At 67.4% G+C, this 23,422-nt stretch carries 20 protein-coding genes; 12 read left to right on the top strand and 8 right to left on the bottom strand.

Annotated elements, in window-relative coordinates:
• Positions 1-30: 30 nt before the first annotated feature.
• On the bottom strand, positions 31-801 hold the full coding sequence (gene rpsB / locus FL625_RS01575; protein WP_149586874.1) for a 30S ribosomal protein S2: 771 nt from the start codon (positions 799-801) through the stop codon (positions 31-33).
• A gap of 216 nt (positions 802-1,017) precedes the next feature.
• On the opposite strand from rpsB, the gene FL625_RS01570 reads away from it, so the two are divergent.
• The 3 genes from FL625_RS01570 to FL625_RS01560 all read left to right on the top strand — a co-directional run bounded on the left by FL625_RS01570 (position 1,018) and on the right by FL625_RS01560 (position 3,582).
• The gene (locus tag FL625_RS01570; RefSeq protein ID WP_149586873.1) at positions 1,018-1,908 is read left to right on the top strand and encodes a PfkB family carbohydrate kinase; all 891 of its coding nucleotides are present in this window, start codon (positions 1,018-1,020) and stop codon (positions 1,906-1,908) included.
• Positions 1,905-2,819 carry a pseudouridine-5'-phosphate glycosidase gene (locus FL625_RS01565; protein ID WP_149586872.1) on the top strand — a complete coding sequence of 305 codons (915 nt, stop codon included), beginning with the start codon at positions 1,905-1,907 and terminating at the stop codon, positions 2,817-2,819. The genes FL625_RS01570 and FL625_RS01565 overlap by 4 nt, the downstream gene beginning before the upstream one ends.
• A gap of 79 nt (positions 2,820-2,898) precedes the next feature.
• On the top strand, positions 2,899-3,582 hold the full coding sequence (locus tag FL625_RS01560; protein ID WP_149586871.1) for a DUF502 domain-containing protein: 684 nt from the start codon (positions 2,899-2,901) through the stop codon (positions 3,580-3,582).
• Here the strand turns inward: FL625_RS01560 and FL625_RS01555 are convergent.
• Positions 3,579-4,592, bottom strand: a complete 1,014-nt coding sequence (locus FL625_RS01555; RefSeq protein WP_235019276.1) for a patatin-like phospholipase family protein — start codon at positions 4,590-4,592, stop codon at positions 3,579-3,581. The two genes, FL625_RS01560 and FL625_RS01555, sit on opposite strands and share 4 nt — an antisense overlap.
• Before the next feature lie 61 nt (positions 4,593-4,653).
• Positions 4,654-5,427 (bottom strand): 3-hydroxybutyrate dehydrogenase, encoded by a 774-nt coding sequence (locus FL625_RS01550; RefSeq protein WP_149586869.1) that lies wholly within the window; start codon positions 5,425-5,427, stop codon positions 4,654-4,656.
• Between the two features lie 258 nt (positions 5,428-5,685).
• Between FL625_RS01550 and FL625_RS01545 the strand changes: the two genes are divergently transcribed.
• Both FL625_RS01545 and FL625_RS01540 read left to right on the top strand, forming a co-directional pair.
• Entirely contained in the window at positions 5,686-7,506 is a 1,821-nt protein-coding gene (locus FL625_RS01545; RefSeq protein WP_149586868.1) for an extracellular solute-binding protein, read from the top strand.
• A 24-nt stretch (positions 7,507-7,530) separates the two neighbouring features.
• Positions 7,531-7,644 carry an entericidin A/B family lipoprotein gene (locus FL625_RS01540; protein WP_149586867.1) on the top strand — a complete coding sequence of 38 codons (114 nt, stop codon included), beginning with the start codon at positions 7,531-7,533 and terminating at the stop codon, positions 7,642-7,644.
• A gap of 40 nt (positions 7,645-7,684) precedes the next feature.
• Here the strand turns inward: FL625_RS01540 and FL625_RS01535 are convergent, their stop codons facing one another.
• Positions 7,685-8,308, bottom strand: coding sequence for a helix-turn-helix domain-containing protein (locus FL625_RS01535; RefSeq protein WP_149587148.1), 624 nt, complete (start codon positions 8,306-8,308; stop codon positions 7,685-7,687).
• Between the two features lie 64 nt (positions 8,309-8,372).
• Here FL625_RS01535 and FL625_RS01530 point away from each other — a divergent pair, with 64 nt between their 5' ends.
• The 3 genes from FL625_RS01530 to FL625_RS01520 are packed head-to-tail and all read left to right on the top strand — an operon-like array spanning position 8,373 to position 11,712.
• Positions 8,373-9,866, top strand: coding sequence for a class I adenylate-forming enzyme family protein (locus FL625_RS01530; RefSeq protein ID WP_149586866.1), 1,494 nt, complete (start codon positions 8,373-8,375; stop codon positions 9,864-9,866).
• A complete protein-coding gene (locus FL625_RS01525; protein WP_149586865.1) occupies positions 9,863-10,510 on the top strand; it encodes a DsbA family oxidoreductase in 648 nt (215 codons plus the stop codon). Before FL625_RS01530 ends, FL625_RS01525 begins: the two co-directional genes overlap by 4 nt.
• 44 nt (positions 10,511-10,554) lie before the next feature.
• A complete protein-coding gene (locus FL625_RS01520; protein WP_149587147.1) occupies positions 10,555-11,712 on the top strand; it encodes a multidrug effflux MFS transporter in 1,158 nt (385 codons plus the stop codon).
• Here the strand turns inward: FL625_RS01520 and mfd are convergent.
• Positions 11,709-15,155: a transcription-repair coupling factor gene (mfd, locus tag FL625_RS01515; protein WP_149586864.1), complete on the bottom strand. Its 3,447-nt coding sequence runs from the start codon at positions 15,153-15,155 to the stop codon at positions 11,709-11,711. The genes FL625_RS01520 and mfd overlap by 4 nt on opposite strands.
• Positions 15,156-15,172: 17 nt before the next feature.
• Positions 15,173-15,697 carry a component of SufBCD complex gene (locus tag FL625_RS01510; protein WP_149586863.1) on the bottom strand — a complete coding sequence of 175 codons (525 nt, stop codon included), beginning with the start codon at positions 15,695-15,697 and terminating at the stop codon, positions 15,173-15,175.
• A 124-nt stretch (positions 15,698-15,821) separates the two neighbouring features.
• Here FL625_RS01510 and hemB point away from each other — a divergent pair, with 124 nt between their 5' ends.
• A complete protein-coding gene (hemB, locus tag FL625_RS01505; RefSeq protein ID WP_149586862.1) occupies positions 15,822-16,823 on the top strand; it encodes a porphobilinogen synthase in 1,002 nt (333 codons plus the stop codon).
• A 13-nt stretch (positions 16,824-16,836) separates the two neighbouring features.
• Here the strand turns inward: hemB and FL625_RS01500 are convergent, their stop codons facing one another.
• Both FL625_RS01500 and FL625_RS01495 read right to left on the bottom strand, forming a co-directional pair.
• Positions 16,837-17,304 carry a DNA polymerase III subunit chi gene (locus tag FL625_RS01500; protein ID WP_149586861.1) on the bottom strand — a complete coding sequence of 156 codons (468 nt, stop codon included), beginning with the start codon at positions 17,302-17,304 and terminating at the stop codon, positions 16,837-16,839.
• Positions 17,305-17,389: 85 nt separating this feature from the next.
• Positions 17,390-18,859, bottom strand: a complete 1,470-nt coding sequence (locus FL625_RS01495) for a leucyl aminopeptidase (protein WP_149586860.1) — start codon at positions 18,857-18,859, stop codon at positions 17,390-17,392.
• A gap of 150 nt (positions 18,860-19,009) precedes the next feature.
• Between FL625_RS01495 and lptF the strand changes: the two genes are divergently transcribed.
• Genes lptF through FL625_RS01480 form a run of 3 tightly spaced genes read left to right on the top strand, consistent with a single transcriptional unit; the run spans position 19,010 to position 23,359 of the window.
• Positions 19,010-20,122, top strand: coding sequence for an LPS export ABC transporter permease LptF (gene lptF / locus FL625_RS01490; protein ID WP_149586859.1), 1,113 nt, complete (start codon positions 19,010-19,012; stop codon positions 20,120-20,122).
• A complete protein-coding gene (gene lptG, locus FL625_RS01485; protein ID WP_149586858.1) occupies positions 20,119-21,216 on the top strand; it encodes an LPS export ABC transporter permease LptG in 1,098 nt (365 codons plus the stop codon). Before lptF ends, lptG begins: the two co-directional genes overlap by 4 nt.
• A gap of 1 nt (position 21,217) precedes the next feature.
• Positions 21,218-23,359 (top strand): LPS-assembly protein LptD, encoded by a 2,142-nt coding sequence (locus FL625_RS01480; protein ID WP_149586857.1) that lies wholly within the window; start codon positions 21,218-21,220, stop codon positions 23,357-23,359.
• Positions 23,360-23,422 lie beyond the last annotated feature (63 nt).

Here is a 23,422-nt window from a genome sequence, read left to right as displayed (position 1 = left end):
CGGGTGACAGTCATGTGACGGTTCGGCCGATCAGGCCTCGGCTTCGGCCTCGGCAACCGCTTCCTCTTCCGGAGCGGCCTCGAGCGCGCCGAGATCGACACCGGCCGCACCCATCTGGGCCGACATGCCGTCGAGCGCCGCACGGGCCACCAGGTCGCAGTAGAGCGCAATGGCGCGGGCCGCATCGTCGTTGCCGGGGATCACATAATCCACGCCCTTGGGCGAGCAGTTGGTATCGACCACCGCCACGACCGGGATGCCCAGCTTCTGGGCCTCCTGCACGGCCAGGTCTTCCTTGCCCACGTCGATGATGAAAAGGAGATCCGGAATGCCGCCCATCTCGCGGATCCCGCCGAGGCTGGCCTGGAGCTTGGCCTGGTCACGCTCCATGCCGAGGCGTTCCTTCTTGGTCAGCCCCTCGCCGCCCGCGCCCAGGACCTCGTCCAGGTGCTTCAGGCGCTGGATCGACTGCGAGACGGTCTTCCAGTTGGTCAGCGTACCGCCCAGCCAGCGGTGGTTCATGTAATACTGCGCGCATTTCTCGGCGGCCTCGGCGATCGGCTTCTGGGCCTGGCGCTTGGTGCCGACGAAGAGGATGCGGCCGCCCTTGGCCACGGTGTCGCGCACGACCTTCAGCGCCGCGTCCAGCATGGGCACGGTCTGGGTCAGGTCGATGATGTGGATGCCGTTGCGCTCGCCATAGATGAACTCGCCCATGCGGGGGTTCCAGCGCGCGGTCTGGTGGCCGTAGTGAACGCCAGCTTCCAGCAGCTGACGCATGGTGAACTCGGGAAGAGCCATGCCTTATCCTTTCCGGTTTGAACCTCGGCGCCGCCGTCTTCACCCCTTGCGGGGCAACCGGTGGACCGCACGGGATTTCTCCCCGCATCGGCCCCGACGACGCCTGTGAAGTGGCGCCCGTATAGACGGGTGCGGGCGCGGATGCAAGTCCCCTGCCCTGCCCCCTGCCCCGGATGACGCCTTGCACCGGCGGAGGCTTTCGGCGATTGAGGCGCCATGACACCGGATATCCTCTGCATCGGTTCGGTCCTGTGGGATGTCATCGGCCGCTCGCCCACCGCGATGCGGCTGGGGTCGGACGTGCCGGGGCGGATCACCCGGCTGCCCGGCGGGGTGGCGATGAACATCGCCATGACGCTGCGCCGGTTCGGCCTGACGCCTGCCCTGCTCACCGCCATCGGCCGCGATGCCGAGGGCGACGAGCTGGTGGCGGCCTGCGACCGGCTGGGGCTGGTGACGGAGACGGTCTATCGCTCGGAGGACCTGCCGACGGACCGCTACATGGCCATCGAGGGCGCGAACGGGCTGATCGCGGCCATTGCCGACGCCCATTCGCTGGAGGCCGCAGGCGAAAAGATCCTGCGCCCGCTGGCGGACGGGCGGCTAGGCTCGGCAGAGGCGCCCTGGCCCGGCCCCATCGCGCTGGACGGCAACCTGACCGAGGCGCTGCTGGCCGAGATCGCCGCCTCGCCGCTGTTCGCGCGGGCCGACCTGCGGGTCGCGCCGGCCTCGCCCGGCAAGGCGGGGCGGCTCCTGCCGCTGCTGACGCATCCCTCGGCCACGCTTTATGTGAACCTCGAAGAGGCCAACATCCTGGCCCGCACCGACCATGCCAGCGCCGCCGAGGCGGCGGGCGCGCTGCTGGCGCGCGGGGCGAACCGGGTGCTGGTGACGGACGGCGGGCGTCCGGCGGCCGAGGGGCGGCGCGGCGCGGGCGTGATCGCGGGCCAGCCGCCGCAGGTGCTGGTGACGCGGGTCACCGGCGCGGGCGACACATTCATGGCCGCGCATCTGGTCGCCGAACGCCGCGGCGCGACCCGGCAAGAGGCGCTGGACGAAGCCCTGCGCGCCGCCGCAATCTATGTATCCGGAGACATCGGCTCATGACTTTGCCCCTGACCCTATCCCCCGAAGTCGCCGAGGCGCGCGCCAATGGGGCCGCGATTGTCGCGCTGGAAAGCACGATCATCACCCACGGCATGCCATTCCCGCAGAACGTGGAAACGGCACGGCGGGTGGAGGCCGAGGTGCGTGCCCATGGCGCGGTGCCGGCCACCATCGCGATCATCGACCGGCAGATCCATGTCGGCCTGACCGACAGCGAGCTTGACGCGCTGGGGCGGGCGCAGGGCGTGGCGAAGCTGTCGCGCGCGGATCTTGCGGCCTGTCTCGCTACGGGCGGCACAGGGGCCACCACGGTTGCGGCCACGATGATCTGCGCCCACCTGGCCGGGATCGGCGTGTTTGCCACCGGAGGAATCGGCGGCGTCCATCGCGGGGCCGAGACCAGCTTTGACATCTCGGCCGACCTTCGCGAACTGGCGGAAACCCCGGTTACCGTGGTCGCGGCCGGGGCGAAGGCGATCCTGGACCTGCCCAAGACGCTGGAAGTGCTGGAGACGCTGGGTGTCCCGGTGATTGCCCATGGCCAGGACGACTTCCCCGCCTTCTGGTCGCGGGCCTCGGGGCTGAAGGCGCCACTGCGCATGGACAGCGCGGCCGACATCGCCGCCGCGCACCGGATGCGCGCGTGCCTCGGCCTGCCGGGCGGTCAGCTGGTCGCCAACCCGATCCCGGCCGAGGCCGAGATCCCCCGCGCCGAGATCATGCCCCATATCGAGGCGGCCCTGGCCGAGGCCGAGGCGCAGGGCATCGCCGCCAAGGCGGTGACGCCCTTCCTGCTGCAACGGATTTTCGAACTGACCGAGGGCCGGTCCCTGACCGCCAACATCGCGCTCGTCCTGAACAATGCCCGCCTCGCTGCGGCGATTGCACTGGAACTGGCCGCGCCGCGCTGAAAATCGCATGTCGCAGACGTTCGCGCCATTGCGCAGCGCAAGGCCGAACCCCTAGATAGGCGGCGAAGGGGACCCGTCCGTGACCGAACCGACCACGCCACACCGCCGCGGCTTTCTTGCAGGTCTGCGTGCCAGCTTCCTGACGGGTCTTGTCGTGGTGCTGCCGATCGGGCTGACGATCTATTTCGTCTGGTCCGTGATCGGCTGGATCGACGGCTGGATCCTGCCCCTTATCCCGGCCTACTGGCAGCCCGATGCGGTGATGGGCCGCTGGTTCGGGCCGGACTACGAATTCCCGGTCCGCGGTGTCGGCGTCCTGGTCTTTCTGGTCGTGACCATCATCATCGGCTGGCTGGCCAAGGGCCTGATCGGCAGGACCGTCATCCGCTCGGGCGAGGATCTGGTGGACCGGATGCCGATCGTGCGCTCGATCTACAGCGCGTTGAAACAGGTGGCCGAGACCTTCTTCAACAAGAAGGAAAAGAGTTTCGACAAGGTCGTCCTCGTCGAGTTTCCGCGCCCCGGATCCTGGGCGCTCGGCTTCATGTCCACCCGTCCCAAGGGCGAACTGGCCGAACGCCTGGCGGCCATGGGGCCGGACATTTCGGCCGTCTTCGTCGGCCTGACACCCTTCACCAGCGGGATGCTCCTGTTCGTGCCGACCAAGGACCTGATCGTGATGGACATGGGCGTTGACGATGCGGCCAAGCTGATCGTCTCGGGCGGGCTGGTCTACCCGCTGCCGAAGGATCTTCAGGCCTAGCCGAGCAGCCCCTTGAGGTCGGCGCTGCCCTCGAGGCCGATCTTGGGGCCGCCCTCGGCCAGGAAGCGTTCCGCCGCCGCCCGCCCGGCCTCCTTCAGCCGCGCCAGCAGCCGGGGCGTTGGCGCCAGCTTTGAATCGACCGAGAGCGTGTTCATCAGGTCATCGTCGGCGATCAGGTGGAGGTTGACCGCCTTCATCCGCCCGCGCTCCATCCGGCCCTCCTCGATCAGCCGGCGCACGAACCTGATTGCGCGCAGCTCGCCAAGCAGGCTGGAGTTGAAACTGATCTCGTTGATCCGGTTCTGGATGTCGAGCGGGGTCTCGGGCACATCCTCGCGGCGCAAGGGGTTTATCGAGACGACGATGATGTCGTCGGGCAGGTCCGGCTCGTAGAGCGGGAAGAGCGCGGGGTTTCCGGAATAGCCGCCGTCCCAGTAGGCCTCGCCGCCGATCTCGACGGTCTGGAACACGGTAGGCAGGCAGGCCGAAGCCAGGATCGCCTCGGGGCTGATGTCCTGCCCGGTGAAGATCCTGATCCTGCCGGTCCGAACGTTCGTCGCGCTGATGAACAGTTTCGGCCCCGCCATGGCGCAGACCTGGGTGAAATCGAGGTCGCGGACGGCCGGTTCCAGCGGATTGGTCCAGGTGGAGCCGAAAACGTAGGGCGAATAGAGCTGCGCCGCGATGCCCTGGGGCGAGAACGGCAGGACGGCCGCGCTGGCCGTCTGCCAGAAGCGGATCGCGGGCAGGAAGGGTGCGATCCAGGGCAGCATGCGGAAATCGCCGATCTCGCCGACATGGGTCCAGAGCCGGTCAAGCCGCTTGCGCGCCGCTCCCCTGCCGCCGGCGATCAGCCCGGCCTTCAACGCCGCACCGTTCAGCGCGCCGGCCGAGGTGCCCGAGATGCCGGCGATCTCAAGCTCTTCCTCTTCCAGAAGCCGGTCGAGCACGCCCCAGGTGAACGCGCCATGCGCCCCACCACCCTGCAAGGCCAGGCTGACCCGCCTCACGTCCGGGCCCCGCAAATCCTTTCGAAAGGATTTGCAAGATCCTTCGAAGGATACTGGCCCGTCACAACGCCGTCCACCCGCCATCGACGCTGATCGTCGTCCCCGTCACCTGGTCTGCCGCCGGGCTGCACAGATAGACTGCCGTGCCGCCGATCTGTTCGACCGTGGCGAACTGGCGCGAGGGCTGGCGCAGCAGCATCACCTCGCGGATCACCGTCTCGCGGTCCATCTTGTGCACCTTCATCTGCTCGGGGATCTGGGCCTCGACCAACGGTGTCAGGACGTATCCCGGACAGATCGCATTGCAGGTGATCCCCTGCCCCGCCGTCTCGAGCGCTACGGTCTTGGTCAGGCCGACGATGCCGTGCTTGGCCGCGACATAGGCCGACTTGAAGGGACTGGCGGTCAGGCCGTGCGCGCTTGCCACGTTGACGATCCGCCCCCAGCCCTTGGCCCGCATCCCCGGCAGCGCCGCCGCCGTGGTGTGGAAGGTGGAACTGAGGTTGATCGCCAGGATCGCGTCCCATTTCTCGACCGGGAACTCGTCTATGGGCGAGACGAACTGGATGCCCGCGTTGTTCACCAGGATGTCGCAGCCGCCGGCCTTCTCGATCAGGGACCGGCACTCGGCGCCCTTCGACATGTCGGCCGGAATGTAGCGCGCCGCCACCCCGTGCCGCGCCCCCAGATCGCGCGCGAGATCGTGATCCTCGGGCCGGTCGGTGAAGCTGTTGAGAATCACCTCGGCGCCCGCCGCCGCCAGTGCCTCGGCCACGCCCAGCCCGATCCCCGAGTTCGACCCGGTGATGATCGCCCGCTTGCCCGAAAGTATCATCCGCGCCTCCAAATGCTGCAGTTGCGAAAGCATTGCATGCCTTACGGATGAACGGAAGTCTCGGCTGAAAGACAAAAAAACGCCGGCGCGAGGCCGGCGTTCAGTCTTTGAGGCAGGTTTCATACAGGCAAGAAACCTATCGAGCAGTAACGCCTTTATAGTCCCCTCTCCGCCGATGGCCAAGCTAAAAGTTTGAATTGATTCAATCTCCGTCCTAGTCTTGCCGCACACAACCGCAGGATAGGGGAGCGACGGGGGATGGGACGGGAAAGCAGCGCCGGTTTGCGCGGGTTCGGGCTGTCGGTGGCACTGGCAGTTCTTGCCGCAACCGCAACGGCGGAACCCATGCATGGCATAGCTATGTATGGCGACCCCGCACTTCCCCCGGATTTTGTGTCCCTGCCGCAGGTCAACCCGGACGCGCCAAAGGGAGGCACCTATCGCTGGGGCGAAGCGGGCAGCTTCGACAGTTTCAACCCCTTCGTCACCAAGGGCCGCCCGGCGCTCGGCATTTCGGCCCTGACGGTCGAGACGCTGATGGGCCGGAACTACGACGAACCCTTCTCGCTTTACGGCCTGCTGGCCGAATCGATTGATACCGACGAGGGTCGCACCTACGTCGAATTCACCCTGCGACCCGAGGCCCGATTCTCCGACGGCTCGCCTGTCACGGTCGAGGACGTGATGTGGTCGATGGAGACGCTCGGCGCCGAGGGCAACCCGCGCTATGCCGCGGCGTGGAAGAAGATCGCCTCGATGGAGAAGACCGGGGAACGGTCGGTCCGCTTTACCTTCAACGTCGAGGACCGCGAACTGCCGCTGATCCTGGGCCTGCGACCGGTTCTGAAGAAGGCGCAATGGGAGGGCAAGGACTTCGCCGAGGCGACGATGGAGGTGCCGATCGGATCGGGTCCCTATGTGCTGGCGGAGTCGGAACTGGGCGTCCATGTCACCTACAGGCGCAATCCCGACTGGTGGGGCAAGGACCTGCCCTTCAACCGGGGCCAGTGGAATTTCGACGAGATCCGCTATGACTACTACGCCAACCCGCAGGCGATCTTCGAGGCGTTCAAGGCGGGGCAGCTTTCAGCCTATCGCGAAGCAAATGTCTCGAAATGGCTGTCATCCTACGACTTCCCTGCCGTGCAGTCCGGCGATGTGGTAAAGGCCGAGATCCCGCATGGCCGGCCCTCGGGGATCGAAGGGTTCGTGATGAACACCCGCCGTCCGCTCTTTGCCGACTGGCGGGTGCGCGAGGCGCTGATCCTGGCTTTCAACTTCGAATTCATCAACCAGACCCTGAACGGCGGGCTTCTGCCGCGGATCCCGTCCTACTTCGGCAATTCCTTCCTGGGGATGGAGCCGGGCAAGCCGGCCACGGGGCGCGAGCTTGAACTGCTGGAACCCTTCAGGGCCGACCTGCCGCCCGGCGCGATCGAGGGCTATGCGCTGCCGGTGTCGGACGGCAGCCAGGCCAACCGCAAGAACATCCGCGCCGCGGCCGCGCTTCTGGAAGAGGCGGGATGGACGGTCGGCGATGACGGCGTCCTGAAGAACGCGGCCGGCGAGCCCTTCGCCTTCGAGATCCTGCTCGTCACCGGGCAGGACGAGATGGCCTCGGTCGCCGAGGTCTATATCGAGGCGCTGAAGTCCCTGGGGATCAGCGCAAGGCTGAACAAGATCGACGACGCGCAATACAAGGAGCGGACCAGCGCCTACGACTTCGACATGACGCATTACATCCGGTCGCTGTCGCTGTCGCCGGGGAACGAGCAGCTGCTCTACTGGGGCGCGGCCGGCGTCACGGAGCCGGGGACCCGGAACTGGATGGGCGTCAACTCTCCGGCGGTCGAGGCGATGATCGCGGCCATGCTGAAATCGCCGACGACCGAGGACTTCACCGCCGCGACCAGGGCGCTCGACCGCGTGCTGACCACGGGCCGCTATGTGATTCCGATCTGGTATTCCGACCGCTCGCGGCTGGCCTTCTCGGCCGATCTGAAGTATCCCGAACGCATTCCGCTTTACGGTGACTGGACGGGCTTCCTGCCCGACACCTGGTGGCATGAGCCGAGGTAGGAAAGGCGAGAGAGAGGCAAGAGCATGAAAAAGCTGCTGATTCTGGCCGCGCTGGCGGCGCTTGCGGGCTGCAACACGGTTGCCGGCGTGGGCGAGGATGTCTCGGCCGGCGCCCGCAAGGTGCAGGAGATCTTCTGATCCAGGCGCAGGAATTTTCGACGAAAATTCCTGGGCTCCCTCAGACCAGCGAGGTGACCCAGAGGATCGTCGCGTCGTCTTCCGAGAGGCTGACGACATTGTGCCCCATGGCGGCGTCGTAATAGGCGCTGTCGCCCCGGCGCAGGTCCACGGGTTCGTAGAATTCGGTGTAAAGCCGGATGACGCCGGTCAGGACATAGAGGAACTCCTCGCCGTCGTGGCGCACCCAGCCGTCGAATTCCTCGAGCGCCCGCGCCCGGATCACGGCGCGGTAGGGCAGCATCTGCTTCTTCGTCAGGCCGCCGGCCATGAGCTCGTGCTCGTAGGTCACGGTCGCCTGCGCCTGGCCTTCTCCGGCCTTCGTCACCGCCATCCGCCCCATCACCTGCGGCTTCGACGGCGGGGTGAAGAGTTGCGGTACGCTGATTGCCAGGCCCCCGGCGAGCTTCTTCAGCGCCTCGTAGGTCGGGCTCATCTGCCCGTTCTCGATCTTCGACAGCGTGGAGCGCGCCAGACCCGCCCGCACCGCCGCCTCTTCCAGCGTCCAGCCGCGCTGGCGGCGCAATTCGCGCACCCGCTCGCCCAGGTTCACCGGCTCGACATGCGCCTCGCCGCCCGCCTCGCGGGCGACACGGATCATGCTTTTCGGATCGGTCAGCGCCATGGCTCCCGGATAGTCGAGCCCGCCACGGCTTGCAACCGGCACGCAGGCCCCCTACCCCTTGACGATGCTGTCCGAGATCGACACCCGCCCCTTCCCCGCGATCCCGCCGGCCTTCAACCTGGCGGGCCATGTCCTTGCCCGGGCCGGCCAATTGGACAAGCCCGCGCTCGTCCTCCTCGCCCCCGAAGGTGACGAAACCCTCAGCTATGCCGACCTGCTGGACCTGACGCAAAGGACCGCCGGCGCGCTTCTGTCCCGGGGCCTTCTGCCCGGCGACCGCGTCCTCCTGCGCCTCGGCAACAGTCTCGCCTTTCCGATCCTCTACCTCGGCGCGATCTGGGCCGGGCTTGTGCCGGTACCGACCTCGTCCGCGCTGACCCGGGACGAGATCACCCGGCTTGCCGCGCTGGTCCGGCCGACCCTGGTCGCGGCCGAACCCGGCATCGCCCTGCCCGACCATCCGGCGCCGGTCATGATCCCGGAGCTGGCCGCCTGGGCCCGCCTGCCGCCGGCCGACCTGCATTTCGGCGACCCCGAACGCGAGGCCTACATCGTCTTCACCTCCGGCAGTTCGGGCAGTCCCATGGCCGTCAGCCACGCCCACCGCGCCATCCTTGCACGGGCCAGCATGCATCGGCACTGGGAGGGGCTCACCGGGGATGACCGCCTCCTCCACGCCGGCGCGCTGAACTGGACCTACACGCTGGGCACCGGCCTGCTGGACCCCTGGACGCTCGGCGCAACCGCCCTGATCCCGGCCGCCGGAACCTCTGTCACCGCGCTGCCCGACCTGCTTGCGCGCGCCGGGGCCACGATCATCGCCGCCGTCCCCGGCGTCTATCGCCAGATACTTCGCGCGGACCTGCCGCCCCTGCCCTGCCTCCGCCATGGCCTTTCCGCGGGCGAGGCGCTGCCCGTCGCCCTGCGCCGCCAGTGGCGCGAGCGCACGGGGACCGACCTGCACGAGGCGCTCGGGATGTCCGAGGTCTCGACCTACCTCTCCGGCTGTCCTGCGCGGCCGGCGCCCGAGGGGGCCAGCGGCTATCCCCAGCCCGGCCGTCACATCGCGATCCTCGACGATGCAGGGCGCCCGGTTCCGCGCGGGACGCCCGGGGAACTGGTGGTCTCCACCGCCGATCCCGGCCTGATGCGGCACTACCTCGGTCATCCGCCCCCGACCGGCCCCTGGTTCCGCACGGGCGATGTCGCCACCATGGCCGAGGACGGCGCCGTTACCCATCTGGGCCGCAGGGACGACCTGCTGAATGCCGGCGGCTTCCGCGTCTCGCCCTTCGAGATCGAATCCGCCTTCCAGGGCCTGCCCCTCACCGCCTGCGCCGCGACCCAGGTCGAACCCGCCCCCGGCACGACGATCCTGGCGCTGTTCTACGAGGCTCCCTGCGAAATCGCCCTCTCGACCCTGCGGGAATGCGCCGAAAAGAGCCTTGCCCGCTGGAAGCAGCCGAGGCACTACCAGCGCCTCGACGCCCTGCCCCGCACCGCCACCGGCAAGCTGATCCGCAAGGGCCTTGCCGCCCGCTACAGGAGACCCGAATGACCTCCGGCCTCGTCCGTCTCGACATCTTCTCCGACCCGGTCTGCCCCTGGTGCTATGTCGGGAAGGCGAATCTCGACCGTGCGCTTGCCGCGCATCCCGAACATCCGTTCGTAATCCAGTGGCACCCGTTCCAGCTGAACCCTGACATGCCTGTCGAAGGCGTCGAGAAGCGCGCCTATCTGGAACAGAAATTCGGCGGCAAGGCCCGGGTCGATGCGATCCACGAACGCCTGCGCGACGTAGCCCGGGCCGCCGGCGTCGATCTCGACCCCGACAAGCCGCAGCGGATGCCGAACACGCTGAACGCCCATCGGCTGATCCACTGGGCCGGGATCGAGGGTGTCCAGCCCGCCGTCGTCGCCGCCCTGATGCGCGCCTACTGGGTTGATGGCCGTGACATCGGCGATCTTCCGACCCTCGCCGACATCGCCGGCGAAAACGGCATGGACCGCGCGGCGACCCTGCGGCTCCTCCAATCCGACGCCGATGCCGACGACATCGCCGCGCGCGACGCGGACGCCCGGCACAAGGGCGTCACCGCCGTGCCGACCTTCCTGATCGCCCAGCACTATGTCGTAAGCGGCGCGCAACCGACCGAGACCTGGGGCAAGGTCATCGTAGAACTGACGGGTCGTGCCGAGTGAGCCAATCCCGCCCCTCGCAGACCGAATTCGTGGCGCTGGTCGCCATGCTGTTCGCCACCATCGCGATCTCGATCGACGCGATGCTGCCGGCGCTGCCGGACATCGCCGCCACCCTCTCGCCCGACGCCCCGAACGCGGCTCAGCTTGTCGTCACCAGCTTCGTCCTTGGCATGGGCATCGGCACCCTCTTCACCGGCCCCCTCTCCGACACCTTCGGACGCAAGCGGGTGATCCTCGTCGGCTCCGGCCTCTACGCACTTGCGGCCCTGGCCTGCTATTTCGCCCCCAGCCTGGAAATCCTGCTTGCCGCCCGCCTCCTCCAGGGCCTCGCAGCCGCCGCGCCCCGCACCGTTGCCATCGCCATGGTCCGCGACCTCTTCTCGGGCCGCGAGATGGCCAGGATCATGTCCTTCGTCATGATGATCTTCACCATCGTCCCCGCGCTGGCCCCCCTGATGGGCCAGGGGATCATCGCCCTTGGCGGCTGGCATGCGATCTTCCTGGCCTACATCCTCTTCGCCGGCCTCTCGATGCTCTGGCTCGGCTTGCGCCAGCCCGAGACGCTTCCGCCCGAAAACCGCCGCCCGCTCCACCTCGGCACGCTCTGGACCGGCACGAGGGAGCTTTTCACCCACCGCATCGTCCTGGTCTCCACGCTTCTCCAGACCCTCACCCTCGCCTGCCTCTTCGCGACCCTGTCCTCGCTGCAAGGCATCTTCGAGCGCCAGTTCGACCGGGCCGAGACCTTCCCGCTCTGGTTCGCCCTGATCGCGGTCGCCTCGATGGGCGGCAGCCTTCTGAACTCGCGCATCGTGATGACCCTCGGCATGCGCCGTGTCGTCCAGCGGACCTATGCCGGGGTCCTGGTCCTGTCGCTGCTGGCCTTGGCCACCCTCGGCACCGGCCTTCTGCACGGCAACCTCAGCTTCGCCGTGCAAATGCTTTGGTGCATTGGGCTTTTCGCAATGATGGGCCTGACGATGGGCAACCTCAACGCACTTGCGATGGAGCCCGTCGGCCACATCGCCGGCCTCGCCGCCAGCGTGATCTCCTCGCTCGCCACCGTCGGCTCGGTGGTGCTGGCCATCCCCATCGGCCTTGCCTTCAACGGCACCTCGACGCCGCTGATCCTGGGCGTCACCGTGCTTGCGGCGCTGAACCTGGTCCTGTCGCTGAATACCCTGGGCGAGCCGCGAAACTAGGCCTTCCGCCCCGCCTTAACCACTTCGGCCAGATCGCGCGCGATGTTGAAGGCACCCTTGATCCGGTCGGCTTCCGTCTTCATCTCGCCGGTCAGGACGATCCGGTTGCCGTTCACCCGTGCCGCGCCGCCTTGCGCCTTCAGGAAGTCCACCAGCCCCGCGGGATTGGCGAACTTGTCGTTGTGGAACTGGATCGTCGCCCCTTTCGGCCCCGCGTCCAGCCGCGAGATCCCCGCCCGCTTTGCCATCGCCTTGATCCGCACGATCAGCATCAGCGTGTTGACCTCTTTCGGCAGCGGCCCGAACCTGTCGATCAGCTCCGCCGCAAAGCCCTCAAGCTCGACCTTCGTGGTCAGCGAGGACAGCCGCCGATACAGCCCCAGCCGGATATCGAGGTCGGGGATGTAGCTTTCGGGGATCATCACCGGCACGCCCAGGTTCAGCTGCGGCGACCAGTCGTCGTCGATGTTCGCCAGCCCCTGCAACTCGCCCGACTTGATCCTGGCGATCGTTTCCTCAAGCATGTGCTGGTAGAGCTCATAGCCTACCTCGCGGATGTGGCCCGACTGCTCCTCGCCGAGAAGGTTCCCCGCCCCGCGCAGGTCCAGGTCGTGCGAGGCCAGGTTGAACCCCGCCCCCAGCGAGTCGAGGCTGCCGAGCAGGCGGAGCCGTTTCGTCGCCTGCGGCGTCAGCGGCGCGCGGGGCTTCGTCGTCAGGTAGCAATAGGCGCGGGTCTTGGACCGCCCGACCCGTCCCCGGATCTGGTAGAGCTGCGACAGGCCGAACATGTCCGCCCGGTGAACAATCATCGTGTTGGCCGTGGGAATATCCAAACCGCTTTCAACAATCGTCGTCGCCAGCAGCACGTCGTACTTGCCGTCGTAGAACTGGTTCATCCGGTCGTCGAGTTCCCCGGCCGCCAGTTGCCCGTGCGCGATGACGTAGGAGGCTTCCGGCACATGGGTCTTCAGGAAATCCTCGATTTCCGGCAGGTCGGCGATGCGGGGGACGACATAGAAGGTCTGCCCGCCGCGATAGCGTTCGCGCAGGATCGCCTCGCGGATCGTGATTGTGTCGAATTCGGAAACGTAGGTGCGGATCGCCAGACGGTCGACCGGGGGCGTGGCGATGATCGACAGGTCCCGCACCCCGGCCAGCGACAGTTGCAGGGTCCGCGGAATCGGCGTCGCGGTCAGGGTCAGCACATGCACCTCGGACCGCATTTCCTTCAGCCGTTCCTTGTGCACGACGCCGAAATGCTGCTCTTCGTCGATGATGAGCAGGCCGAGCTTCTTGAACGTCACCCCCTTCGCCAGAAGCGCATGGGTACCGACGACGATGTCCACCGACCCGTCCGCCATCGCCGCCCGTGTCGCATTGGCTTCCTTCGCTGGAACAAAGCGCGACAAGGGCCTGACCGATATGGGAAATCCCCGGAATCGCTCGGCAAAGCTGCGGTAGTGCTGGCGCGCCAGGAGCGTCGTCGGGCAGATCACCGCGACCTGCATCCCCGACAGGGCCGCGACGAAGGCCGCCCGCATCGCGACCTCGGTCTTGCCGAAGCCCACGTCGCCGACAATCAGCCGATCCATGGGCGAGCCCTTCGCCAGGTCCGCGACCACATCGGCGATCGCCGCCAGCTGGTCGTCGGTCTCCTGATAGGGAAACCGCGCCGCGAAGGCCTCCCAGATCGAATGCGGCGCTTCCAGGATCGGCGCATGGCGCAGCGCGCGTTCCGCCGCGACCCGCATCAGGCGGTCGGCAATCTCCTTGATCCGCTCTTTCAGCTTGGCCTTCTTCGCCTGCCAGGCCCCGCTGCCGAGACGGTCCAGCAAACCCTCCTCATGGCCATAGCGACTGAGCAGCTCGATGTTCTCTACCGGCAGGTAAAGTTTCGCGTTATCGGCATATTCGAGCATGACGCAGGCATGCGGCGCCCCGAGCGCGGTGATCGTCTCGATCCCGAGGTAGCGCCCGACCCCGTGTTCGACATGCACCACCAGGTCGCCCGGCGAAAGCGTATCGACCTCGCGCAGGAAGTTGTCGGCCTTGCGCTTACGGCGTGGCTTGGCCGTCAGCCTCTCGCCCAGCACGTCCTGTTCCGAGATGACCGCCAGACCGGGCGCGACGAACCCCGCCTCCAGCGGCCAGACCACGAGGAATAGTCCGCCCTTGCCATCCGGCACGTCGCGGAAATCGGCGATCTCCATCGCGCCTGTCACGCCGTTGTCGGCGAGCAACCCCTTCAACCGCTCGCGCGCGCCCTCGGACCACGAGGCGATGACCACCTGGCCCGCCCTGGACAGGGCTTGAACATGATCTGCCAAAGCACCGAAAAGATTGATCTTCTCTTGCTGCCGTTCCGGCGCGAAGTTGCGACCGGCGCGCGCGCCTGCGTCCAGCACCCCCGGCCCGGGCGACTGCGGCAAGGGCGACAGCTGCACCACCCGGAAGCTGGACAAAGCCGTCTCCCAGGCCGCGTCGTCCAGATAGAGGTCCTCTGCCGGCACAGGCTTGTAGACCGTGTCGAGCCGGCCCTTCGCGCCCATCGCCTCATGCCGGGCGTCGTAGCTGTCGAGGGTTGCCTCCCACCGCGCCAGCCGCGCCGCCGTCACCTGGTCGTCCAGCACCACCGAGGCGCCCGGGAGATAGTCGAAGATCGTCTCCAGCCGTTCGTGGAAGAAGGGCAGCCAATGCTCCATCCCCTGGTGCTTCCGCCCGGCGCTGACGGCTTCGTAGAGGGGATCGTCGGTGCCCGCCGCGCCGAAGGCGATCCGGTAGTTCTGCCGGAAGCGGGCAATGGCCGCCTCGTCGAGGATCACCTCGGAAACGGCTGAAAACTCGACCTTCTTCAGCTTTTCCGTGGTTCGCTGCGTCTCGGGATCGAACCGCCGCGCGCCGTCGAGCACATCGCCGAAGAAATCCAGCCGGATCGGGCCGCCGCGCCCGGGCGGGAAGATGTCCACGATCCCGCCGCGCAGCGCGTAGTCCCCCGGCTCGGCCACTGTAGATACAGGGGTAAAGCCCATCCGCGCGAGGAACCCCTTCAGCCGGGCCTCGTCCACCCGTTCGCCGATCGAGGCCCGGAAGGAGGCCGCGCGCACAACCTCGCGCGTCGGCACCTTCTGCGTGGCGGCGTTCAGCGTGGTCAGCAGCACGAAAGGCCCCGGCAGGCCGTCCGCAAGCGCGGCCAGTGTCGCCATGCGACGGGCGGAAATCTCGGGGTTGGGACTGACGCGGTCGAAAGGCAGGCAGTCCCAGGCCGGGAAGTCGAGGACCGCGACCTCGGGCGCCATCACCGCCAGCGCCGCCCGCATCGCCTCGGCCCGCTTGTCGTCGCGCGCAACATGGACGACCGGCTGGCCGCGCGACAGTTCGCGGACCAGGATCCGGGCGTCGAAGCCCTCAGGCGCTCCGCCTATCAGGATGCGTTCGGCTGTCATCGGTTCCGGACGACGGGTCAGTAGAGGATGGAAACCCGGATGTTCTGCCAGGTTCCGTAGAAGGCCGTCACCGCGATAGAGATCATGCCGATGACCTGCAAGACCCGGCGATGCACGGTCAGCCGGCGCAGCAGGGCCTCGCCGGTACTGGCGCCGGCGGCGATGCGGCGGGATTCGCGCACGCTGACCCAGACGACCAGGGACAAGGGCCCCAGAAGCAGCACCAGCGCCTGTGCGAACTCGACGTCATAGTAGAAACCCAGGACAATCAGCGTTGTCAGCCAGAAAGCCGCGAGCCCGACCACGGCCATTGCCCCGCTGTCCATGATATGCAGGATCCGGTTGACGTTGATCCGCACCAGGTCCTCGACGTCGCCCAGGGCCTGACCGCCCTCGCGCCGGGCGCGCTGGACCATGTCGTGCGGCACGCCCAGCGACCAGTGGCTGACCGATGACCATAGGACGGCCAGCATGATCCAGTACCAGAGGTTCGAGAACGACCTCAGGTCGATCACTTCCAGTGCCGTGTCGAAGACGTCCACTCTGCACGCTCTCCCTAGCCGAACCGTCGGCGGCCCAAGTGGCGACTTGAGGCCGATCCCTTTCCATGGCAGGCAGAAGCGCAAGCCGCAAGTCCCTGCCGTGCCGCAGATGAAGGAGCCAGCCATGCAGCCTGTCCAGGCGACCTATCCGATGACCCGGTTCCGCCGGCTGCGCCGGACTGCAGCCTTGCGGGCCCTGACGCAGGAGAACGCCCTGACGGCCGACGACCTGATCTGGCCGGTCTTCCTGTGCGACGGGGTGAACCAGCGCCAGCCCGTCGTTTCGATGCCCGGGGTAGAGCGGTTGTCGCTGGACCTGATCGTGGAGGCCGCCGCGATGGCCTGCGACCTGGGGATCCCGGCGATCTGCCTGTTTCCCTACACCGATCCGCGGGTGAAGACGCCCGGCTGCGAAGAGGCCTGGAACCCCGAGAACCTGACCAACCGGGCGATCCGGGCGATCAAGGCGCAGGTGCCCGACATTGCCGTGATGACCGATGTCGCGCTGGACCCTTACAACGCGCATGGTCATGACGGGCTGGTCGTGGACGGGATCATCCTGAACGACGAAACGGTCGAGGCGCTGGTGCGCATGGCCTTGGCCCAGGCCGAGGCGGGGGCGGACATCCTGGGGCCTTCGGACATGATGGACGGCCGAATCGGCGCGATGCGGTCGGCGCTGGAGGCGGCCGGGTACAAGGACATCGCGATCCTCAGCTATGCCGCAAAGTATGCCTCGGCCTTCTACGGACCGTTCCGCGATGCGGTGGGCGCCTCCGGCGCGCTGAAGGGCGACAAGAAGACCTACCAGATGAACCCCGCCAACCGGGACGAGGCGCTGCGCCTGGTCGCGCGCGACCTGGCCGAAGGGGCGGACATGGTGATGGTCAAACCCGGGATGCCCTATCTCGACATCTGCGCGCGGGTGAAGGACTCCTTCGGCGCCCCGACCTTCGCCTACCAGGTCTCGGGAGAATACGCCATGATCCGGGCGGCGGCGCAGAACGGCTGGATCGACGGCGACAAGGCAATGGTAGAGAGCCTGATGGCGTTCAAGAGGGCAGGCTGCGACGGGATCCTGACCTATTTCGCGCCCGACATGGCCCGGCTTCTGCGCAAGGGCTGACCGGGCGACGCACCTAACGCGCGGGGCTTTCGGCCTTCTTCTCCCAGCGGCCCGCTTCCTCGGACCAGTACTGCGCGGCGTGGCCGGCGGCGACGGTCGCCTTCCATTGCTGGCGCGCGGCCTGAAGCCGGTCGGGGTCGTTGCCGTCGAACAGGATCCAGACCCGCTCCATCGCCGCGATCTCGGCATCCGTCGCCATGGCCCCATCGACGAGGGCCAGAACCCTTGCCCCGTTCACCGGTGCGCCGAGGCCCAGCAGAACCGGCTGGTCGGCATCCTGAGGGCCACCCTCCAGCCCGTGCGGCAGAAAGCTCTCGTCGCCGCCCTTGAGCCAGAGTGCCGCGTCCAGCCGCTCCAGCGCCGCCGGGTCTGTGCCGCGCACCATGACGCGCCAGCCCTGCGCCAGTGCGCGCGGAGCGTTTACGGCAAGCGTATCGGCCGGGGCCGACCGCATCAGGTGGAAGAACATCACCGTGCCCATCTGGGTCCGCTCGTCGTGCGTCTGCGACTTCTCCTCGCGCCGACACCGCCCCGCGAGGAGCGATGCGGAACGCGAGCGAGGAGCCTCACTTCTCGAACCGGTCGCGGATCAGGCGATCGAGCGCCATCACGCCCCAGCCGCTTGCGCCCTTCGGGGCAAGCGTTGCGTCGGATTTCAGCAGCGCGGTCCCGGCGATGTCGAGATGGCACCACGGCACCTCCGGCTTGACGAAGCGTTGCAGGAACTGCGCCGCCGTGATCGCCCCCCCGTCGCGGCCGCCCACGTTCATCATGTCGGCAATCCGCGATTTCAGCTTGGCGTCGTAGGCATCCCCCATCGGCATGCGCCAGGCCCCCTCGCCTTCCGCCTTCGCGGCCGCGAGGAAGGCGTTGCACAGCTCGTCATTGTTGGAAAAGACACCCGTGTTCTCGTGGCCGAGGGCGATGATGATCGCGCCCGTCAGCGTCGCCAGATCGATCATGCCGGTAGGCTTGAACCTTTCCTGAGCATACCAGAGCACGTCGGCCAGGACCAGGCGCCCTTCGGCGTCGGTGTTGATGACCTCGATCGTGTCGCCCTTCATCGACTTCACGACATCGCCGGGACGCTGCGCGCGGCCGTCCGGCATGTTCTCGACCAGACCCACCAGGCCCACGACATTGGCCTTGGCCTTGCGCAGCGCCAGCGTCCGCATGACGCCGGCGACGACGCCCGCGCCGCCCATGTCCATCGTCATCTCCTCCATGCCGGCGGCCGGCTTGATCGAGATGCCGCCGGTGTCGAAGACGACGCCCTTGCCGATCAGCGCGAAGGGCGCATCGCCCTTCTTGCCGCCGTGCCACTGCATGACCACAACCTTCGACGGGCTTTCCGACCCCTGCCCCACACCGAGAAGCGCGAACATGCCCAGCTTTGTCAGATCCTCTTCCTCCAGGATCTCGACATCCAGACCGATCTCCTGCATCGCCGCTAGGCGCGCGGCGAAGTCATGCGTGGTCAGGACGTTGGCAGGTTCGTTCACCAGGTCGCGGGTGAAGAAGACGCCTTCCGCCACCGCAGCCATCGGAGCCGCGGCCTTGGCGACCGCCTCGGGGTTCGCCGCCATCAGCGTGACCGGGCCCGGCACCTTCCTGTCGCCGGTCTTGTGGCTGTCGAAGTCATAGGCCCTCAACGCCAGACCGAAGGCGATGTCGGCGGCACGCGCATGTGCTTCGGCAAGGACCAGCGAGCCCGCCGTCCCATGCGCCCGCCCGATGGCCGCGCCGGCCTTGCGCGCCTCCGCCAGATCGGCCTTCTTCGGCAACCGGACCAGTTGCACCGCCTCTGCTTCCAGACCCGGCGGGAAGGCCAGGTCCAGCGCCTCGCCCGGCTTGAGCTTGGAAAAGGCTTCCGACCCGAAGGCGCGCGACAGGGCGCCCTTCGTCAGGCGGTCGAGGCGGCGAAAGCCGGGGCTGGTCGGCAGGCCGACATCGGCCAGCACCGCGATGCGGCCCTTCTCGCTGGCGAGGGCGTCGAGGTTCGTGGCCTGGAACTGGATCGGCAGGGGTTTCGGCATCATGCGCTCTTTCGTCAGGGTGGGTCGGCAGCCTCGGCGGCGGCTTGCCGGGAGGCTACAACCGGTCATGACCGTTGGCCAGATAGCAGTTTTCGCCGCTGGTGAATTCCGCTAGGGTCCGACCCAGATGTAGTAGGGGCCGGGTCGGGCGTGTCTAGATTCGACAGATATATCTTGTCGCAACTCCTCGCGCTGTTTGGCTTTTTCGCCCTGGTGCTGGTCGCGGTCTACTGGGTGAACCGGGCGGTCGGGCTGTTCGACCAGCTGATCGGCGACGGGCAGTCGGCCCTGGTGTTCCTGGAATTCTCGATCCTGACCCTGCCGAACGCGATCCGGCTGGTCATGCCGGTGGCGGCCTTCGCCGCGACGGTCTATGCAACCAACCGGCTGATGCAGGAAAGCGAACTTGTCGTGATGCAGGCCACCGGCTTTTCCGCGTTCCGCCTTGCGCGTCCGGTGCTGTATTTCGGGCTGACGGTCATGATAATGCAACTGGTGCTGACCAACGTGCTCGTGCCCGCCAGCCAGCGGATGCTGAACGAACGCTCGGCCGAGATTTCCCGCAACGTGACCTCGCGCTTCCTGAATGCCGGGCAGTTCATGCACCCCGCACCGGGGGTCACGCTGTACATCCGCGAGATCACCCCGAACGGCGAGCTTCTCGACCTCTTCCTGTCCGACGAACGCTCGCCCACCGAGCGCGCGATCCATTCGGCGCGCAAGGCTTTCCTCGTGCGCGGCGAGACGGCGCCGAAACTGGTGATGGTCGATGGCTCGACCCAGACGCTGACTCGCGAGGGCGCACGGATGGCCGTGACGCGGTTCGCCGATTTCACCCTGGACCTCGCCGGGCTGGTTCCGGTCGGTGCCGCCGGACAGATCGCGCTGAATTCCGTTCCGACGCGCCTCCTGCTGGAAGCCGCACCCGAGGCCCAGGCGGCCACCGGGGCGAGCATTGCGCAGATGCTGGAGGAGGGTCACTCCCGCCTGGCTGCGCCCCTGCTGGCGGTGGCTGCCCCGCTGATCGGATTTGCCGCGCTGATGCTGGGCAGTTTCTCGCGCTTCGGGCTCTGGCGGCAGATGGCGCTGGCGGTGGGCCTTCTGATCGTGCTGCAACTGGTCTGGACCTGGGCCGGATCGGCGGCGATCGCCTCGGTCAGGGTCTGGCCCGCGCTCTATCTTGCACCGCTTGCCGGACTGGCAACGGCTGCGGGCCTGCTTTGGCATGCGCAGCGCCCGAGACGGCAGAGGGCAGCCACATGACGCTGAACCTCTACATCGCGCGCCGCTTTCTGGGCACCGTCGGCCGCGTGTTCCTGATCTTTTTCGCCATCCTGTTCCTGATCGACATCATCGAGCAGCTGCGCCGGTTCTCGGACGCGGGGATCGGGCTGTCCGGGGCGGCAGAAATGTCGCTGCTCAGCGTTCCCGCGACGCTGTACCGCATCCTGCCGCTGATCATGGTGATGGGGGCGATCGCCAATTTCCTCGGACTTGCCAGATCCTCGGAACTCGTGGTCGTGCGTGCGGCCGGGCGGTCGGGGCTGCATTTCCTGATGACCCCGCTTCTGGTGTCGGTCGCGCTTGGCCTGCTGGCGGTCGCACTGTTCAACCCGTTGGTCGCCGCGACCTCGAAGGCCTACGATGACAGGCGCTCCGAGCTCAGCCAGGGCGGGAGCTCGGTCCTTTCGGTTGCCGATACGGGTCTGTGGTTGCGCCAGGGGTCCGAGGATGGCCAGACGGTGATCCAGGCCGCAAGGTCGAACCTCGACGGGACCGAACTGTTCGGGGTCACCTTCGTCGGCTTCGGCGTCGACGGCACGCCCGGCAAGCGGGTCGAGGCCGAGACCGCAAGGCTGGTCGAGGGCGCCTGGGAGCTGACGGGCACCAAGAGCTGGGATCTCGCCAGCCCGAACCCGGAACTGACGGCGGTGGTCGATCCGGGGCCGGTCGCCCTGCCTTCGGACCTGACGCCCGAACGGATCCGCGACAGCTTCGGCACGCCCTCCGCGATCGCCTTCTGGGATCTGCCTGACTACATTGCCGACCTCGAGCGCGCGGGATTTTCGGCGCAGGCCTACAAGCTCTGGTACCAGATGGAACTTGCCCTGCCCCTCCTGATGGCGGCGATGGTGCTGGTGGCGGCCGGCTTCACCATGCGCCATGTCCGCTTTGGCGGCACCGGGCGGATGGTGCTTTATGCCCTCCTGGCCGGGTTCGGCTTCTACTTCCTGCGGAACTTCGCGCAGGCGCTTGGTGACAGCGGGCAGATCCCGATTCCACTGGCCGCCTGGAGCCCGCCGGTCGCGGCGGCCATGCTTTCGCTCGGCCTCTTGCTGCATCTCGAGGAGGGCTGACATGCGCCGCCTCCTGATGCTGATCGCTGCGATCCTGACCCTGACGAGCCCCGCGCTTGCGCAGGATCAGGCAACCCTGGTTTCCGACAGCCTCCGGATCACCGGGGACACCCGGCTGATTGCGGACGGCAATGTCGAGGTGTTCTTCAAGGGTCGCCGCCTGAAGGCCAGCCGCATCGTGTTTGACCAGGCGACGGACCGGCTCGAGATCTCGGGCCCCATCGTCCTGACCGAGGAAAGCGGCGCCACGCTGATCCTGGCCAGTCAGGCCGAGCTTGCCGCCGACCTTTCGGAAGGCATCCTGTCCAGCGCGCGGCTGGTGCTGAACCAGCAGCTGCAACTGGCGGCGAACCGGATGCTCCGGGTCTCGGGCCGCTACACCGCGTTGCAGAGCGTCGCAGCCTCGTCCTGCAAGGTCTGCGAGGGCGACCCGACTCCCCTGTGGGAAATCCGCGCCCGCCGTGTGGTGCATGACCAGGTGGAACGGCAGATCTACTTCGATCGTGCCCAGTTTCGTGTGGCCGGGGTGCCCGTGTTCTACATCCCGCGCCTGCGGATGCCCGACCCGACGCTGAAGCGCGCCACGGGCTTCCTGATGCCGGGGATCCGCACGACCTCTGACCTCGGCACCGGGATCAAGCTTCCCTATTTCATCGTGATCGGCAAATCCGCCGACCTGACGCTGACGCCCTACCTGACCGCCCGCAAGTCCCAGACGCTTGGCCTGCGCTACCGCCAGGCCTTCGCGACCGGCCTGGTCGAGGCTTCGGGATGGATCACGCGCGACAGGCTGCTTCCGGGTGAGACCCGGGGCTATCTGCGGCTGCAAGGGGCCTTTGCCCTGCCGCGGAACTTCCAGCTGACCTTCGATGGCCAGACGGTGACCGATCCGGCCTACATGCTGGATTACGGTCTGGGCAACGCCGACCGTCTGGACAGCCGGATGGAGATCAAGCGCACCCGCAGGAACGAGCATATTGCCGCGCGGATCATCAGCTTCCAGACCCTGCGCGAGGACGAGACCGACAGTTCGATTCCCTCGCTGGTGGCGGACCTGACCTTCCACCGGCGCTTCTCGCTTGGCCCGCTGGGCGGTGAAGGCGGGCTCAGACTTCAGACCCACAACCAGTATCGCTCGTCCTCCAGCCCCCTCGACGGGCCGGACAGCGACGGCATCCCGGATGGTCGCGATATCGGTCGGATCTCGGCCCGGATCGACTGGCGGCGCAGCTTCATTCTGCCGGCGGGAATCGAGGCCTCGGTGCTGGGCGAGCTGACGGCGGACGCCTATACGATCACCGATGATGCGGTTTACGCAGGCAGCACCACGCGCACACACGGTGCCGCCGGGGTGGAGCTGCGCTGGCCCTGGGTGAAGGTCGGCGCCGGTGGTGCGACGCATGTGATCGAGCCGGTGGTGCAGCTGCTGTATGCCTCCGAGTCCGCGGATTCCATCCCGAACGAGGATTCCGCGCTGGTGGAGTTCGACGAGGGCAACCTGTTCGCGCTCGACCGCTTTCCGGGTTCGGATGCGGTGGAGCGTGGCGCGCGCGCCAACATCGGGATCGGCTGGACCCGGCACGACCCTGCGGGTTGGTCGATGGGCGTGACCCTTGGCCGGGTGATCCGCGAGGCCGACCTGGGGCAGTTCGGACCCGGATCAGGCCTTGCCGGGATGCGCTCCGACTGGCTGGCGGCGGCCAACTTCACCCTGGCCGACGGCCTTGCGCTGACCGGGCGGCTGGTGCTGGACGACGACCTCGACCTGACCAAGGCCGAGGCGCGCCTGGCGCTGAACGGCCCGAAGACCGCGTTGTCCACCTCGCTGATCTGGGCGGTTGCCGATCCTCTGGAGAACCGGCCTGAACCGACCCGCGAGATCACTTTCGATGCGCGACGCAAGGTAACCCCGAACTGGACAGCAAATTTCTCGGGGCGCTACGATTTCGTGGCCGATCGCGGCACCGTCGCGGGCATGGGTCTGGGCTTCCAGAACGAATGTGTGCGCCTTGATGTTTCCCTCTCGCGTCGGTTCACGTCCTCGACTAGTGTGAAGCCGACGACCGACTTCGAGCTGTCTGTGGATCTGGTCGGCTTCGGCAGTGGCGTCAGCGCAGGCCCCGCGCGGACTTGCCGGAAATAGATGCGGATGGATCGCGGCGGAAGAAACGGCGGGCCCGAGACCCGCGTGATTGAGGAAGAGTGG

It is taken from the genome of Tabrizicola flagellatus, from assembly GCF_008271465.1.
GTDB lineage: Bacteria > Pseudomonadota > Alphaproteobacteria > Rhodobacterales > Rhodobacteraceae > Tabrizicola > Tabrizicola flagellata.
Note: the sequence above shows the minus strand (reverse complement) of the source record. Positions and strands in the feature narration are given on the sequence as shown.

Coding starts and splice junctions, on each gene's coding strand:
- rpsB (WP_149586874.1), bottom strand. CDS start 801: ATGGCTCTTCCCGAGTTCACCATGCGTCAGCTGCTGGAAGCTGGCGTT.
- FL625_RS01570 (WP_149586873.1), top strand. CDS start 1,018: ATGACACCGGATATCCTCTGCATCGGTTCGGTCCTGTGGGATGTCATC.
- FL625_RS01565 (WP_149586872.1), top strand. CDS start 1,905: ATGACTTTGCCCCTGACCCTATCCCCCGAAGTCGCCGAGGCGCGCGCC.
- FL625_RS01550 (WP_149586869.1), bottom strand. CDS start 5,427: ATGATACTTTCGGGCAAGCGGGCGATCATCACCGGGTCGAACTCGGGG.
- FL625_RS01545 (WP_149586868.1), top strand. CDS start 5,686: ATGGGACGGGAAAGCAGCGCCGGTTTGCGCGGGTTCGGGCTGTCGGTG.
- FL625_RS01540 (WP_149586867.1), top strand. CDS start 7,531: ATGAAAAAGCTGCTGATTCTGGCCGCGCTGGCGGCGCTTGCGGGCTGC.
- FL625_RS01535 (WP_149587148.1), bottom strand. CDS start 8,308: ATGGCGCTGACCGATCCGAAAAGCATGATCCGTGTCGCCCGCGAGGCG.
- FL625_RS01530 (WP_149586866.1), top strand. CDS start 8,373: ATGCTGTCCGAGATCGACACCCGCCCCTTCCCCGCGATCCCGCCGGCC.
- FL625_RS01525 (WP_149586865.1), top strand. CDS start 9,863: ATGACCTCCGGCCTCGTCCGTCTCGACATCTTCTCCGACCCGGTCTGC.
- FL625_RS01520 (WP_149587147.1), top strand. CDS start 10,555: ATGCTGTTCGCCACCATCGCGATCTCGATCGACGCGATGCTGCCGGCG.
- mfd (WP_149586864.1), bottom strand. CDS start 15,155: ATGACAGCCGAACGCATCCTGATAGGCGGAGCGCCTGAGGGCTTCGAC.
- hemB (WP_149586862.1), top strand. CDS start 15,822: ATGCAGCCTGTCCAGGCGACCTATCCGATGACCCGGTTCCGCCGGCTG.
- FL625_RS01500 (WP_149586861.1), bottom strand. CDS start 17,304: ATGGGCACGGTGATGTTCTTCCACCTGATGCGGTCGGCCCCGGCCGAT.
- FL625_RS01495 (WP_149586860.1), bottom strand. CDS start 18,859: ATGCCGAAACCCCTGCCGATCCAGTTCCAGGCCACGAACCTCGACGCC.
- lptG (WP_149586858.1), top strand. CDS start 20,119: ATGACGCTGAACCTCTACATCGCGCGCCGCTTTCTGGGCACCGTCGGC.
- FL625_RS01480 (WP_149586857.1), top strand. CDS start 21,218: ATGCGCCGCCTCCTGATGCTGATCGCTGCGATCCTGACCCTGACGAGC.